A 15469-nucleotide genomic window follows, 5' to 3' on the forward strand; every position below is an offset into this window, starting at 1 on the left:
TGAAGGGATGACACAAGCGCTATCGTGGCAATGCCGTGATAGCGTTGTTCTGCATCGAGACGGTTTGGCTTCAGAGCGTCATCGCCTGGCCGATATGGTGATGCAGACAGCGCAGGTTCAGGCAGGACTGATCGTGAAAGGAGCCAGGGCGTGAAAGGAGTCAGGGCGTGAAGGGCATCATCTTTAACATGTTCAATGACATTGTGGTCAGCCGCTTCGATGAGCAGACCTGGGAGGATATCCTCGACCACGCTCGGGTCAGCGGCGCTTATTCATCGGTTGGCAACTACGCCGATCAGGACATGTTTGCACTGGTAAATGCTGCCTGCGAACATCTTGAAATGACACCTCAGGAATGCCTTCAATGGCTGGGGCGGGAGATGCTGCCGCAGCTGGGCAGGCTCTATCCGGGAATGCTGGAGCATTACCAGAGCACGTTCTCCACGCTCAAGGCACTCAACAACGTCATTCACCCGGAAGTGGTCAGATATCACCCCGATGCCATCGTGCCGGTCTTTCATTATCATGAGGTGTCCGACAACAGTATGGTGATGGAGTATCGTTCGGCGCGCGGTATCTGCAGTTTTGCGCACGGACTCATGCTGGGCTGTAGCGATTATTACAATGAAGCCGCGGAGATCGACCATTTTCAGTGTCGCCACCGCGGTGATGAACACTGCCTTTTTCGTATCGTGATCCGATGAAAAAATCGCCCCCCGATAACGCCTCCCGAGCCATCGAGCGGCTGCAGAGACAGCTTGCGCGCGAACGCCAGGCACGCCACGACGCCGAGCAGGTGGCCGAGACCAGCACACATCGTCTCTATCGTGAGCAGGTCAAGCTCAAGGCCATCTCGCAGGTCGCCACGCATGCCCACGACGTCATGCGGCTGCGCCGCGCGACCCAGGAGGCGCTCAAGGCGCTTTTGACCCACACCGCCTGGCGCTACTGTCGGGCCGTCTATCTGCCCTTTGACAATATCAGCCCGCCGGTACGCGTCTCCGCCCTGTGCGAAGGAGAAAACCCGCTGACCCGCCCGGGTGACAGCCTGACCGCCTCGGCCGGAGCATGGATCGAGCAGGCCATGCCGCTCGACATGGTCATCGAGGAGCGCGTTGAGTCCGAAAAGCGCTGGCCGGAGCGAATGCACCGGCGCCTGCTTTGCAGTATCGGCATTGGCGAGCAGCACATGGGCACTCTGGAGCTTTTTTCCTATCTGGAAGACAACGACGAGGCCTTCAGCCGCGAGATGGTGCTGGCGCTGGCACGCGAGCTGGCCCATGTCTACAAGAACGAACGTGACCGTCAGGCCATCGAGCGCATGGCCTGGCGCGACGTGCTGACCGGCGCGCTCAATCGCGCGGCCTTCTTTCGTGATCTTGAAACCATCGCCATCGACACGCGTCCGCTGGCGCTTTTATATATCGATCTGGCCGGGTTCGGGGAAATCAACGATGAATGCGGTCACGAGATCGCCGATCGCTATCTGTTCGAGATTGCGCGCCGGCTTGAAAGTGAACCGTTAAGCCGCAGCGTGGCCCGTCTGGGCAGCGATGAGTTCGTGCTGCTGCTGCTCCTGATGGATGCCAGCCATGCGGTACCGGTCGTTCAGGACCTGCTGGCCAATCTGGCCAGACCGATGATACTGGATCACCAGCATATCGAACCGGCGTTTCATGCCGGTCTTGCCGTCTATCCCGATGATGCTCAGGAAGGCTATAGCCTGTTCTATGCCGCCGATATTGCCCTGGGGCATGCCCGTGAGAAGGGCAACACCGGTCTGCGCCGTTTTGATGCCGAAATTGCCGAGAAGGTCGAGCGACGCAAGCAGCTCGGGCTGCGCGTGCGCCAGGCCGTTGCCCGCCAGGAATTCGAGGCGTTCTTTCAGCCCGTGGTCTCGCACGAGCATCATATTGTGGGTGCCGAGGCGCTGCTGCGCTGGCAGACCGCCGATGCGCCCGGGCCTGCCGAGTTTGTCCCCTTTCTCGAGGAACAGGGGCTCATACGTGAGGTAGGTCGACAGATCCTTTACGACGTCATTCACAAAGCCGCCCGATGGCGTCAGGAACAGCCCGCCTTTCAGAGCATTTCCGTCAACGTTTCCCCGGTTCAACTGCGTGAAGAGGCTTTCGTGAGTCATGTCAGCAGCGCGCTCGAGAAGAGCGGTCTGCCGGCAGGCTGCCTGATTCTCGAAATTACTGAAAGTCTCTATATACAGGCCGAACAGGTCGTTCTTGACCGTCTGTCCCGACTGCGTGACATGGGCGTGAAGCTGGCGCTGGATGACTTTGGCACCGGCTACAGCGCGCTGAGCTATCTGCAGTGGATGCCGCTGGATATTCTCAAGATCGACAAGAGCTTCGTGCTCAAGCTCGAACAGGGCTGTGAACGGGATATCACGATCGTGCGCGCCATCATTCAGATCGCCAGAGCCTGCGGGCTTTCGGTCACCGCCGAGGGCGTGGAGTCGGCCGAGGTCGCCCGCGTCATGCGTGAGCTCGGCGCGCACTGCCTGCAGGGCTATCATTTCAGCCGCCCCCTGAGCGAGAGCGCCATGACCGCCCTGCTGCACTCGGTCACGGCGTCCGGGGAATTCCTTACTGGCTGAGGTCCCGATCCTCTTCGTCCTGCTCCTGTTCGCGGCGGCGACGCTCCTCTTCCTCTTCGCGCACGTCCTCGATGACCTCGAGCAGATCGCTGACGTCCACGCTGGTACTGTCGCGGTTGAAGACGCCGGTCAGCGGATAGTCGGGATAAAGCTCACCGGCCTCATACAGCGACCAGATCTCGAGCCCGTAGTCGGTATCCAGAAGTGACGGCGCATAGCGTCCGAAGCTGCGACGCATGTTGTCGACATCGCGCAGCAGCATACGGGACGCGTTGTTGTTACCGGCCGCGTCAACCGCCTGAGGCAGATCGATAATCACCGGCCCTTCGCGCCCGACCAGCACGTTGAATTCCGACAGGTCTCCATGCACCAGACCGGCGCACAGCATGCGGGCCACATCCACCACGATGCGGTGGTGATACTCGATCGCCTGTGCCTCATCGAGTTTGACGTCATCCAGACGCGGGGCCGGATCACCCTCCTCGTCCACGATCATTTCCATGAGCAGCACGCCGTCCACAAAGCCGTGCGGCTCGGGCACGCGGACACCGGCGCTCGAGAGTCGATACAGGGCATCGACCTCGGCGTTGAGCCAGGCCGATTCCTGCTCGCGCTGGCCGTAGCGGGTCTTTTTGGACATGGCGCGGGCCCGGCGACTGTTGCGCACCTGGCGCCCTTCCTGATACTGCACGGCCTGCTTGAAACTGCGCTTGCTGGCCTCCTTGAAAATCTTGGCACAGCGCAGCTCATCGCCGCAGCGCACCACGTAAACCTGAGCTTCCTTGCCGCTTTGAAGCTGAAACACGATGTCATCGATCAGACCGTCTTCTACCAGCGGCTGCAATCGTTTGGGGATTTTCATGCGACCTCTTTGTCCGCCTTTTTCATGACAAGCCTGGCACAAAGCTCATGATGCCCATATCGGCATGAACCTGCATGACTTTTGGCTGATGAGCTCAGCGCGAGATTCGTCGGGCCCGGAAACTGCGCCCTTTCAGGCGTCCATTGTTCAGATGCGACAGCGCGGCGTCAGCCACTTCACGATGAACGGCCACAAAGGCACTTCGTTCCAGCACCCTGATTTTGCCCAGCAGGGCACCGTCGATACCGGCCTCACCGGTCAGCGCTCCAACGATATCGCCCGGGCGGATCTTCTGCTTCTTGCCGGCATCGATCATCAGCGTGGCCATCGCCGGTCTGAAGGGACTGCGACCCAGCACGCTCGCCTCCGGCAGCGGCGCCAGCGTGATCGGCCCGGTCTGCTGGGCCTCATAAAGCGACAGCCGCGCCCGCTCGCGCTCGCCGACCAGGCTATGGGCGGAGCCCTGCCCGCCGGCGCGCCCGGTCCTTCCGATGCGGTGCACGTGGGTTTCCATGTCATGCGAGAGCTGATAGTTGAACACCGCATCCAGCGCGTCGATATCCAGCCCGCGGGCGGCAACGTCGGTGGCCACCAGCATCGAGATACTGCCGTTGGCCAGCAGAATCAGCGTCCGATCACGATCACGCTGCTCCATGTCGCCGTGCAGTGCCGCAGCGTCGAAACCGTCGGCATTGAGCGCATCGGTGACCGATTGCACCTCGCGTCGGGTATTACAGAACACTACGCTCGACGCCGGACGGTACTTGAGCAGCAGCCGCTTCAGCGCCTCGAATCGGGCACTTTCGCTTTCAATGGCATAAAAGTGCTGTCGAATGCTCTGTTCGTCGTGATCCGTATCCACCTCAATGGTGACCGGTGCCGTCATGACGCCGCCCGCAATCGGGGCCAGCGCCTCGCTCCAGGTGGCGCTGAACAACAGCGTCTGACGCCTGCGCGGCGCGACGCCGATGATGGCCTCCAGCGCTTCCTGAAAGCCCATGTCGAGCATGCGATCGGCTTCATCCAGCACCAGCACCTTTAAATGATCGAGGTTCAATGAGCCGCGTTTCAGATGATCCTCCACCCGACCGGGCGTGCCCACGATGATATGAGCCCCGTGGGCCAGCGACTCCCGCTGCGGCCCGATCGGCACGCCGCCGCACAGCGTCAGCACCTTGACGTTATGAAGCCCGCGAGCGAGACGGCGGATCTCCTCGCCGACCTGATCGGCCAGTTCGCGGGTGGGGCACAGCACCAGCGTCTGCACGCAAAAGCGGGCAACTTCCAGACGCGACAACAGACCCAGCCCGAAGGCCGCCGTCTTGCCGGAGCCGGTGCGTCCACGACCGATGACATCCTTGCCGGCCAGCATCAGCGGCAGGCTTTCGGCCTGGATGGGCGTCATGGTGTGATAGCCCAGCGTGGTCAGGTTGTCCTTAAGCTCGGGGGCAAGCCCCAACGAGGCAAAGTCGGTGGCGGTATCATCAGACATGAGGCAGCTCCCTGGCATGAAACGGATGGACTGCCCATGATGGGGGGCAATACGAATTGAACCGCGCAGCATAACAGAGCCACCGGTCAATATCGTTGGCGATGGCCGGGATCAACCCCGTCCCGAGGCAAATAACGCTATTCGTCCCCGGTAGCCTTACAGTAAAATCGAGCCATAACAGTCATCAAGGATCGGAAATCGATATGGGCAGGGCTTTCCAGAACCGCAAGGAATCCATGGCCAAAACGGCCGACGCCAAGACCAAGGTCTACAGCAAGTACGGGCGCGAAATTTATGTGTGCGCCAAGTCCGGCGGCACCGACCCATCAGGCAATCTTTCCCTGCGCGCGCTGATCGAGCGGGCCAAGAAGGACCAGGTGCCCTCGCACGTCATCGAAAAGGCGCTCGACAAGGCCAGCGGTGCAGGCGGCGAAGACTTCTCCCCGGCGCGCTATGAAGGTTTTGGCCCCGGCAACTGTATGGTGATCGTCGAGTGTCTGACCGACAATCCCAACCGCACTTTCGGCGATGTACGGGGCGTATTTACCAAGACAAAATCGAAGATCGGCACCCCCGGCAGCGTCAGTCACATGTTCGATCACAGCGCCATTTTTGCCTTCAAGGGCGAGGATGAGGACGCCGTACTCGAGGCGCTGATGGAAGCCGATGTCGACGTCACCGACATCGAAAACGAAAACGGCCAGCTCACGGTCTTTGCGCCGCATACCGAATACGCGAAAGCTCGGCAGGCCCTGCTGGACGCCTTCGCTGAACTGGATTTCGAGACCGATGACATCCAGTTCGTGCCGCAGACCGCCACCCCGGTCGAGGGCGAAGATGTGGCACAGCTGGAGAAGTTTCTGGGCATGCTCAACGATCTGGACGATGTGCAAAACATCTACCACAACGCCGAGTTTGCCGAGACCGACTGACCCGGTCGCAGGAGTGTTCACAAAAAACCCACCAATCGGTGGGTTTTTTCATATCGGATCAAGGCGCCCTTACAGGCTTGATTTGAAAAATTACGGACTGGATTTGGAAATCTTCGCCCCTTTCAGCGACACCCCACCCTGAATGCCCTGGTTGTTCATGACAAAGGCAACCACTTCCTGATTGGCGGTATTGTTGGTGATCTGACCATTGGCACCGATATCGGCCACGGCGACGCCGGCGTTGGCGCCGACCGACCAGCCGTTGTCGCTGCGCACGCGGTTCAGTGCTCGTTCGGTCATCAGCAGATAGACCACGGCCTGGGACTGGGCACCGGCCTGAAAGCCGATCGAGCCGCTGGTGGTGGTGTAATAGCCCGCATCAGCGCCGTTGATCAGAAGCTGCCCATCGCCGTGGCTGGCCCCGAAGACAAAACTCGCGCCAAGCACTCCCGGGAACACCAGCACTCCCCTGGCCTGCTGCACCAGCTCACGCGACTGCGGCGCCGTGCGGTATAGCCGATTCAGTGTTTCCTGCACGCTCTGATCCAGTTCGTCACGCTGTTGCATCCGGCTCTGACGATCGGACGGTGTGGTGGTGGTGCAGGCAGACAGCGTGGTGGCGCCCAGAACCGCGGCAAGTGCCAGCGCACCGGCGCGGTAGAAACGGGAAAAACGTGACATGTCAGGCCTCCTTGCCATGAAAGATGGCGTCGTCCCCAAAGCTTATGACGGCATTAAGGATGGTAACGCTCATGTTGAGGTATAGACCAGAAACGACCCTTCGACCTCCACGGCCCAAAAATACCGGCCATGACAGCGTCTTTTATCCGACCGAACCTTCATCAAAGCGTCATGCTGACCTGACAACTCAAGCAGGGCTTGCATGATGACCTACCGGCTTCGGGATTTTTATCACCATGACGTTGACACTGACTGACAAGTGCCTGGCGGCGGCCACCGCCCTCCCGATGATTCATGGCATTCACCGGCAATGTTTCCCATACCGATGAAGGCATAACTTTTTTTCCAAGGTGTTATCAGACGATGAACGATATGCCCTGAAATGATCAGACAGGCGACAGCCCCTGTACACGCTCACGCGGGCCGCGTCGCATCATGGACATCGTGACAGGCACACCCTGATACCTCCCCTCTCGCTGATCCACGCGCTGAAATCCCAGAGACTCATACAGACGGATGGCCGCCACATTCGACGCCACTACATCAAGGGTGACGGTCCCGGCCATTCGAGCAAACGCCGCCGTCATCAAAGCTCGTCCGATGCCCCGGCCTCGAAATTCAGGCCTCACCATCAGCCCGACAATATGGCTGTGCTGCCAGTAAATGACACCGGCCAGACCGGTTGTATCCACGTCTACCACCAGCGCTGTGGAATCGTTGAACATGTCTAAACGATCACTGTCTTGAGATAACGGTATAATTGGAAATCGATCAGGCCAGCCTTTTTCGAAGCGAAACTCGTCTCCCTTGCTGCGCTGATAAAGCGCGTTCAGGGCATCGAAATCTTCAGGACAATAATCACGCATATCAGACATTCTCATGGGCAGATGATGGCCTCTCCCAATATCGGGCACAAGCCGTGGCGCTGCCTTTACACCCTCTGGCGCGTTATCATCGCGCCACATTTTTTGCCGGATCATTGTCATGCCGATTCTTCAAAGCATCGTCCATCATCTCGACAAGTCCGCCGACGATCAGAACACCACGCTGAACGCTGCCTCGGCGCCCATGGCCGAATCGGGCGCGATGGAAACCCTGCTCAACCACTTCAACGCGACCTTCAACGGCAAGAGCAAGGGCTGGGGACATTTCAGCGGCGACGGTGCGTTTGCTCACGGCCTTGGCGAGTACCTGGCCGGCAACCTCGATTTTGTCGAGTTTACCCGGCAAAGCAGTGAGGGCTTTCGCTCACTGATCGATGAGCATCTGCCCACCGGCGGGCCACTGCTGTTTGTTCATGCCCGCCAGGGCGAGGCCGAGTTTCTGACCGCGGCGCTTTTGCACTACCGCGAAGGCTTTACGCTGGATGAGCAGTTCAACGTTGCCGCCAGCCGCCAGCTCAACCTGAGCCAGATGACGCTGGCCGTGCGTATCGACCTGACCCAGTGGCAGGCCGGCCAGTCGAAGCAGTACATCGCCTTTACCCGCGACCGCGGCGGCAAGAAGCTGGTCGAGGATTTCCAGAGTCTTCTGGGCTGTGCCGAGGGTGTCGACGCGCCGGGAGAAACCCGCACGCTGCTCAAGGCCTTCAGTGACTATGTCGAAAGCGAATCGATGGACGAGTCACAAAGTCGCGAAAAGACCGACGCCGTGATCGACTACGCCAGTGACCAGTCCAGACGCGGCGAGGCCATCACGCTGGAGGAGTTCTCGAGCCTGGTGGACGACGAGCGTCCGGACGCCTTTTATGACTACATCCGCAACAAGGACTACGGTCTCTCACCGGAAATTCCGCCGGACAAGCGCACCCTGCAGCAGTTTCGCCGCTATGCCGGACGCGCCGGAGGCATGTCGATCAGCTTTGACTCGCACCTGCTCGGCGACAGCATCGAGTACAACGAGTCTCAGGATCGGCTGATCATCAAAAAGGTCCCGGACAAGCTCAAGGCGCAGCTGCTCGATCAGCGCGGCTGACCCCGAGCCTTTGATGGCACAGGACCTGAAGGCACAAAAAAACGGCTCGCCACAGGCGAGCCGTTTCTGGTTCAGGCGATCCGTCAGGCCTTACTGCTGCTGGCGGTTGGCCATCACGCCCTCTTCCACGCGCCGACCGATGGTTTCATCGACGTTTTTCCAGTACTCGAAGACCCGCGAGAGCACCGGCTCTTCAACGCCGGCACTGACGTGCCCGACGATGTTGTTGACCAGACGATCGCGCGCCTCCTGATCCATGACCTTGTTGACCAGGTCATTGGCCTGATTGAAGTCGCCATCGTCCTTGCGCAGCGTGTAGGCGGCACGCACGAACTCACCGTCGGCCTGCCAGGTCGAGGTTTCCGGATAGCGCTGCGCATCAGCATGGGAACCGCCCTTGCTGTTGGGCGCATAGACCGGATCGCTGACGTTGGAGATGCGCATGCGGCCGCCCTTGCTGTAGCTGTTGACAGGAGCGCACTTTGGCGAGTTGACCGGAATCTGCTGATAGTTCACCCCCAGACGTGCGCGGTGCGCATCAGCGTAGGAGATGGTACGTGCCAGCAGCATCTTGTCCGGTGAAAAACCGGTTCCCGGTACCGAGTTGTTGGGCTGAAATGCGGCCTGCTCGATCTCGGTATGGAAATCGATCGGGTTGCGATCCAGCGTCATTTTACCCACCTCGATCAGCGGGTAGTCCTCGTGCGGCCAGATCTTGGTCAGATCGAACGGGTTGATGCGATAGGTTTTGGCATCCTCGAACGGCATGATCTGCACATGCAGCGTCCAGGTCGGATGATCGCCGCGATCGATGGCGTTGAACAGGTCGCGACGGTGGTAGTCAGCATCCGACCCCGCCATCTGATCCGCCTGTTCCTGAGTCATGCACTTGATGCCCTGATCGGTCTTGAAATGATACTTGACCCAGAAACGCTCGCCTTCTTCGTTGACCCACATGTAGGTATGGCTGGAGTAGCCGTTCATATGGCGCCAGGTGGCCGGTACACCGCGATCGCCCATCAGCCAGGTGACCTGATGGGCAGATTCCGGCGACAGCGTCCAGAAATCCCACTGCATGTCGTGATCGCGCAGACCATTGTCGGCACGACGCTTCTGCGAATGGATAAAGTGCTGAAACTTGAGCGGGTCGCGCACGAAGAACACGGGGGTATTATTCCCCACCATGTCGAAGTTGCCTTCCTCGGTGTAGAACTTCAGGGCAAAACCGCGCGGGTCGCGCCAGGTATCCGGGCTTCCGGACTCCCCTGCCACAGTGGAAAAGCGTGCCACCATGTCGGTCTTCTTGCCGGGCTGCAGGAACGCCGCCTTCGTGTAGCGGCTGACGTCGTGTGTCACCTCGAAGTGGCCGAAGGCGCCCCCCCCCTTGGCATGCGGCTGGCGGTCGGGGATCATTTCCCGATTGAAGGCCGCCATCTGCTCCATCAGGTAGTGATCGTGGAGCACGATCGGGCCGTCGGGCCCGACAGAAAGCGAGTGTTCATCGCTGGAGACCGGAATCCCGGCATCGGTGGTGGTTGGCTTGCGATTATCATTAGTCACGGTGGTCTCTCCCTGTTCATCAATGTGACGCTTGACCGCCACACGTCGTGCTCATGGCCATCACGATAGTGTTCGCAACGTCACCGCCATGGCCTGCCCGAACCACGCATCCTGCTGGCGGTCATCAAGGCAGAGAAGCAAGGTTATAAATAATGTCAGGGGGAGCTGTCCAACGCCCTGCCAGTGACTGTCGGGCCTTTTGGCGCCTCTGCAACCCTCGGCCGAACGGGCACCGATAGCCGCTCCTCTCCCGGAAGCCAGCGTTGACGCGGCCTATCGGACATCAAACAATTGATTGAAACGATTTATCGATAATAAAAGCCTATTCAAGCCATCGTGAGATCCCATCTCCTGATGCGCCCCGTTGACGTCTCGATGATCCGGCGGTTCGCTGCCATCAAGCCCCGGGATCACGTTTCAATCGATCCAGAAAAGCTCGCCAACCGGCCCGATCCACAATGCCTTGCCCAGTATGCCTAACGCTCGAACGAGCCGGTGATCGGCAAAACGGTTCGGTGCCCACCACCGTGACGGTGCTCATGCAGCGCCCGAACCTCATCCACCAGCGCCGGTACCGGCCCTTCGACCGCCACGTCAGGCGCCACCTCCCGGATCGAAAGCATTCTCACCGGAGAGGCCGGTGCCCCCAGGCGGGCCAGCCATTCTCCCAGCTGCTCGGAGGAGCTGATAAAGACGATGCGACCCAGCCCCGCCCACGCATGCGCAGCGGCGCACATCGGACAGTGCTCCCCGGAGGTATAGACTGTCGCCTGCGTCCGCGCCTCAGGCGCCATGTTGGCCGCTGCCCAGCGTGCCAGCGTCAGCTCGGGATGTTCGGTCGCCTCTCCAGTAACCACCCGATTGCGCGCCTCGCACAGCATTTCGCCATTGCCATCGACCAGCACGCTGCCGAAGGGGTCATCTCCCGCTTCAAGCGCCTCGCGTGCCAGTGCTATACAGCGCTCAAGATGGACCCGGGCCTGTTCATTGATCATTGACTGCGCATCCTTCGGAATTGGAGCGTAAGAGTTGGAACGTATTAATCGAGCACGAAAAATATCTCGATTGTAAATTTCAGCAATGCTTAAGTGACAATCCCTGGCTATAGTGAGGCCGCCTCGAAACCCGTCGAGGCTCAGGACGCTCATCAAGGATCGAGGAGATATGTCCGTGTCGGGACGTATAGAACATTTTCTCCGGCAGGGTAGCCGATACGTTCTGCTTATCCCCATGCTGTTGCTGTCAGGCTGTGGCTCGGACATGCCGGGGTTCATGAATCCGCAGGGGCCGATCGCCCAGGCCCAGCGCCACCACTTCTGGGTCGTCATTGCGCTGGTAATGGTCGTGGTGATTCCGGTGATCATCCAGACGCCGCTGATTCTCTGGCGCTACCGCTATCGTGGCCACGCGGTCTATCGTCCCAAATGGGACATGTCACGCTGGCTGGATATCATCATGTGGGCGGTGCCCCTTTTGATCGTGGCCATTCTGGGCGTGTATATCTGGCGCCAGACCCATGAGCTTGATCCTTATCGTTCCATCGCCAGTGACAAGCCACCGCTCGAGATTCAGGTGGTGGGCTATGACTGGAAGTGGCTGTTCATCTATCCCGATCAGGGCATCGCCACGATGGGCCAGCTGGTCATTCCGGCGGATCGACCGATTGCCCTTGAGCTGACCTCGGCCACGGTCCTGCAGTCCTTTTTCATCCCGGCGCTGGGCAGCCAGATTGACGTCATGAACCGCATGGTGACGAAGCTGCATCTCGAGGCCGACCATCCGGGCCGCTTCGAGGGCAAGAACATGCAGTACAACGGTGAGGGCTTCCACCACCAGCGCTTTATCACCCGCGCCGTGGAGGATAACGCCTTTGATGCGTTTGTGGCGCGCACGCGCCGTCAGGGCCGGCCGCTGGATCAGGACACCTACGCCATTATTGCCGACAAGGGTGACAATCGTGAGACCGCGCGCGCCCTTGGCCTTGACACCAGTGACACCGATGCGGTGATCCGCTTCTCGCAGGTGCCGGAGGGGCTCTTTCACACCATCATGGGCGGCTCGCCGATTGACTGGTCGGCGCTGAATGTCGCCCCGCCCCAGCTCGGCACGACGCGCACCAGCGTGGTTCAGACATCCGAAAGTGACCAGTCTTCATCTTCCGAGTCGACGTCTGCCGCCCCCGAGTCTTCAGAACCTGAGTCTGCCGAATCATCGTCGCCCTCTCATGAGCGCAAGGAGGCGCAGCCGTGAGCGATACTACAAGCCTGATCTTCGGGCGTCTCGGCTGGGACGCCCTGCCCTTCTGGAGCATGCTCACCGACCACTCCTGGCTAAGCATCATCAACGGCGTGATCGCCACCGGCGCCGCCGGCATGGTGGTCCTCGGGGCACTGGCGGCCGTCATACTGGTGACGTGGCTGGGCAAGTGGAGGTATCTGTGGTCCGAGTGGCTGACCAGCCCCGATCACAAGAAGATCGGCATCATGTTCATCGTGATTGCGCTGGTCATGCTGGCGCGCGCCATCGTCGAGGCCGTTTTCATGCGTGCCCAGCAGGCGGTCGGGCTCGACAGCGGCTTTCTGACCGCCGAGCACTTCGGCCAGCTGTTCACCACCCACGGCACCATCATGGTCTTTTTCATGGCCATGCCGTTTCTCACCGGCATCATCAACTATGTGATGCCGCTTCAGATCGGCGCGCGGGATCTCTCCTTTCCGGTGCTCAATCAGGTCAGCCTGGGGCTGACGGCGGCCGGTGCGGCGCTGGTGATGATCTCGCTGGTGCTGGCCCCCTTTTCGATCGGAGGCTGGACCGGCTATCCGCCCTTTACCGAGCTGGCACGCAATCCGGGTGCGGGGGTGGATTACTGGATCTGGGCGGTGACGCTGTCGACCCTGTCCTCGACCCTGACCGGGGTCAATTTCGCCGTCACCATCTTCAAAAAGCGCGCCCCGGGCATGACACTCATGCGCATGCCGCTCTTTACCTGGACGGCACTTTGCACCGCGATCCTGATGATTTTCGGCATGCCGCCGCTGACGGTCGCCACCGGGCTTCTGGCGCTGGACCGCTATCTCGATTTTCATATGTTCACCACCGACCTGGGTGGCAACATGATGAACTACGTCAACCTGTTCTGGGCCTTCGGACACCCCGAGGTCTATATCCTGATCCTGCCACCCTTTGGCATCTTCTCCGAAGTCTTTGCCACTTTCTCTGGCAAGCGCATCTACGGCTATAAAATTCTGGTCATCGCCACCATGTGCATCGCGGTGCTGTCGTTCACCGTCTGGCTGCATCACTTTTTCACCATGGGACAGAGTGCCCACATCAATGCCGCCTTCGGCATTGCCACCATGCTGATCGGCATCCCGACCGGCGTGAAGGTCTATGACTGGATGCTGACCATGTATCGCGGCCGCATTCGCCTGTCGGTGCCGATGGTCTATGCGATCGGCTTTATCATGCTGTTCGTGCTCGGCGGCATGACCGGCATCATTCTGGCCACGCCCAGCGTGGACTATCAGGTGCACAACTCGCTGTTCCTGGTCGCTCACTTTCACAACATGCTGATCCCCGGGCTCTTGTTCGGCATGTTGAGCGCCACCAACTTCTGGTTCCCCAAGGCCACCGGCTTTCGTCTGGAAGAGCGCTGGGGCTATCGGGCGGCCTTTTGCTGGATCATCGGTTTCATGCTCGCCTTCTTCCCGCTCTACGTGCTGGGCATGATGGGCATGCCACGCCGGTCGGTGGCGTATTTCGAGCCGCAGTATGTGCCGTGGATGATCGTGGCCGGCATCGGCGCGCTGGCGATCCTGTGTGCGCTGCTGTGCCTTCTGATTCAGCTGTGGGTGAGCATTCGCGACCGCCACACCAACAACGTGTTCGCCGGCGACCCGTGGGACGGCCGTACACTGGAGTGGTCAACCGCCTCGCCGCCGCCGGAGTACAACTTCCCGGTGATTCCCGAAGTCCACAGTCTGGATGCCTTCATGACCGAGAAGGAAGGTGGCCGCGCCTGGCGCGTTCCGGATCACTACGGTGATATCGAGATGCCGGCCAACAGCGTTATGGGCGTTGTCATCGGCCTCACCAGCCTGGCCATGGCGTTCGGTCTGGTGTGGTACATGTGGTGGCTGGTGATTGCCGCCGGCGTGATCACCCTGGCCGCTATCGTGGGGCGTGGTTTCGTGCGCCATACCCATCGCATCATCAGCGCCGATGAGGTCAGAACCACCCACGAGCGCTGGCTTGAACGCCTGCGCCAGACCGCACCGATCGACCGCTCCCGGGAGCAGTCCACGGACAATCATGGCCGGGCCATGCCCCCCGTTGAAGGAGCCGTGCAATGAGCCAGCGCCCCCTTGCCCTGCCCCGGCCACAGGCCCGTCATCCCGGGCTCAACCTGGGTGCCGATCACGCTCACGAGGCCGACAGCCGCGAAGAGATGGTCTTCGGCTTCTGGGTCTTCATGATGAGCGATCTGATCATCTTCGGCCTGCTGATGGCGACCTATGTCACCATGCTCGGCGGCACCGCTGGCGGCCCCGGCCCAAAGGCGCTTTTCGAGCTGAAAAGCGTCCTGATTCAGACCATGTTGTTGCTGGTCAGCAGCGCCACCTTCGGCATGGCATCGATCGCGCTCAAGTATCAGGAAAAAAGGCGCCTGGTAATGTGGCTTCTGATCACTCTGGCACTGGGCTTTGCGTTTCTCTTTTTCGAGCTCAGGGACTTTCACACCATGTTCGAAAAGGGCGGCGTGCCCTCGCGCAGCGGCTATCTGTCAGCGTTTTTCTCGCTGGTGCCGCTGCACGGCCTGCACGTTGCCGGCGCGAGCGTCTGGCTGGTGGCACTTCTGGGTCAGATGGCCGTCCACGGTCTCGATGCGCCGGTCAAGACCGGCATTCTGCGCCTTGGCATCCTGTGGCACTTTCTGGACATCGTCTGGATCGGTATTTTCTCGCTGGTCTATCTGGGAGGGCTGTCATGAGTGCATCCGGTGTCGAGCAGGACAGCGCCGCGCAAAGGGCGCAGAAAAAGGCCCGCGAACAGCGCAGCTACCTGTGGGGGTTTGGTCTGGCGCTGGTGTTGACGCTGATCCCCTTTGCCATGCTGGCCTTCACGGCCGTCGAGCGCATGACGCTGTGGCTGACCATCGGCGCCTGCGCGCTGATTCAGGTTGTCGTGCATCTGCGCTTTTTCCTGCATATCACGCTGGATCGCAGCAAGCGCGAGGACCTGCTGCTGATCCTGTTCACGGTGCTGATTCTGATCATTCTATGCGGCGGTACGCTGTGGATTCTGTTTGATCTCTACCAGCGCATGCTGCCCGACATGATGCCCTGAGTCGTCACGGCATC

The 15469-nt window shown here is 60.2% G+C and carries 14 protein-coding genes; 8 read left to right on the forward strand and 6 right to left on the reverse strand.

Features of this window, described 5'->3' with window-relative positions:
• Positions 1-167 precede the first annotated feature (167 nt).
• Both BM079_RS10100 and BM079_RS10105 read left to right on the forward strand, forming a co-directional pair.
• Positions 168-704 (forward strand): heme NO-binding domain-containing protein, encoded by a 537-nt coding sequence (locus tag BM079_RS10100; RefSeq protein ID WP_090133605.1) that lies wholly within the window; start codon positions 168-170, stop codon positions 702-704.
• Positions 701-2608: a putative bifunctional diguanylate cyclase/phosphodiesterase gene (locus tag BM079_RS10105; RefSeq protein ID WP_090133608.1), complete on the forward strand. Its 1908-nt coding sequence runs from the start codon at positions 701-703 to the stop codon at positions 2606-2608. Before BM079_RS10100 ends, BM079_RS10105 begins: the two co-directional genes overlap by 4 nt.
• On the opposite strand, the gene BM079_RS10110 is transcribed toward BM079_RS10105, so the two are convergent.
• On the reverse strand, positions 2598-3470 hold the full coding sequence (locus BM079_RS10110; protein ID WP_090133610.1) for a PA4780 family RIO1-like protein kinase: 873 nt from the start codon (positions 3468-3470) through the stop codon (positions 2598-2600). The two genes, BM079_RS10105 and BM079_RS10110, sit on opposite strands and share 11 nt — an antisense overlap.
• 94 nt (positions 3471-3564) lie before the next feature.
• Entirely contained in the window at positions 3565-4962 is a 1398-nt protein-coding gene (gene dbpA, locus BM079_RS10115) for an ATP-dependent RNA helicase DbpA (protein WP_090133611.1), read from the reverse strand.
• A gap of 203 nt (positions 4963-5165) precedes the next feature.
• On the opposite strand from dbpA, the gene BM079_RS10120 reads away from it, so the two are divergent.
• A complete protein-coding gene (locus tag BM079_RS10120; RefSeq protein WP_090133613.1) occupies positions 5166-5894 on the forward strand; it encodes a YebC/PmpR family DNA-binding transcriptional regulator in 729 nt (242 codons plus the stop codon).
• A 90-nt stretch (positions 5895-5984) separates the two neighbouring features.
• On the opposite strand, the gene BM079_RS10125 is transcribed toward BM079_RS10120, so the two are convergent.
• Together BM079_RS10125 and BM079_RS17000 are read right to left on the reverse strand one after the other, a co-directional pair.
• Positions 5985-6575, reverse strand: a complete 591-nt coding sequence (locus BM079_RS10125) for a BPSL1445 family SYLF domain-containing lipoprotein (RefSeq protein ID WP_090133615.1) — start codon at positions 6573-6575, stop codon at positions 5985-5987.
• 386 nt (positions 6576-6961) lie between these two features.
• Positions 6962-7300 (reverse strand): GNAT family N-acetyltransferase, encoded by a 339-nt coding sequence (locus BM079_RS17000; RefSeq protein WP_380059423.1) that lies wholly within the window; start codon positions 7298-7300, stop codon positions 6962-6964.
• A gap of 259 nt (positions 7301-7559) precedes the next feature.
• On the opposite strand from BM079_RS17000, the gene yejK reads away from it, so the two are divergent.
• On the forward strand, positions 7560-8549 hold the full coding sequence (gene yejK / locus BM079_RS10135) for a nucleoid-associated protein YejK (protein ID WP_090133618.1): 990 nt from the start codon (positions 7560-7562) through the stop codon (positions 8547-8549).
• A 90-nt stretch (positions 8550-8639) separates the two neighbouring features.
• Here yejK and BM079_RS10140 read toward each other — a convergent pair whose 3' ends face one another.
• Both BM079_RS10140 and BM079_RS10145 read right to left on the reverse strand, forming a co-directional pair.
• On the reverse strand, positions 8640-10109 hold the full coding sequence (locus BM079_RS10140; RefSeq protein WP_090134235.1) for a catalase: 1470 nt from the start codon (positions 10107-10109) through the stop codon (positions 8640-8642).
• Positions 10110-10585: 476 nt separating this feature from the next.
• A complete protein-coding gene (locus BM079_RS10145; RefSeq protein ID WP_090133620.1) occupies positions 10586-11104 on the reverse strand; it encodes a nucleoside deaminase in 519 nt (172 codons plus the stop codon).
• Positions 11105-11279: 175 nt separating this feature from the next.
• On the opposite strand from BM079_RS10145, the gene BM079_RS10150 reads away from it, so the two are divergent.
• The 4 genes from BM079_RS10150 to cyoD are packed head-to-tail and all read left to right on the forward strand — an operon-like array spanning position 11280 to position 15455.
• Entirely contained in the window at positions 11280-12359 is a 1080-nt protein-coding gene (locus tag BM079_RS10150) for a cytochrome ubiquinol oxidase subunit II (protein WP_175489666.1), read from the forward strand.
• Positions 12356-14461, forward strand: coding sequence for a cbb3-type cytochrome c oxidase subunit I (locus BM079_RS10155; RefSeq protein WP_245742963.1), 2106 nt, complete (start codon positions 12356-12358; stop codon positions 14459-14461). The genes BM079_RS10150 and BM079_RS10155 overlap by 4 nt, the downstream gene beginning before the upstream one ends.
• Positions 14458-15099, forward strand: coding sequence for a cytochrome c oxidase subunit 3 (locus BM079_RS10160; protein ID WP_090133626.1), 642 nt, complete (start codon positions 14458-14460; stop codon positions 15097-15099). Before BM079_RS10155 ends, BM079_RS10160 begins: the two co-directional genes overlap by 4 nt.
• Positions 15096-15455, forward strand: a complete 360-nt coding sequence (gene cyoD / locus BM079_RS10165) for a cytochrome o ubiquinol oxidase subunit IV (protein ID WP_090133628.1) — start codon at positions 15096-15098, stop codon at positions 15453-15455. The genes BM079_RS10160 and cyoD overlap by 4 nt, the downstream gene beginning before the upstream one ends.
• Positions 15456-15469 lie beyond the last annotated feature (14 nt).

Origin of the sequence: Kushneria avicenniae (assembly GCF_900112585.1) — a bacterium.
GTDB classification, from domain to species: domain Bacteria; phylum Pseudomonadota; class Gammaproteobacteria; order Pseudomonadales; family Halomonadaceae; genus Kushneria; species Kushneria avicenniae.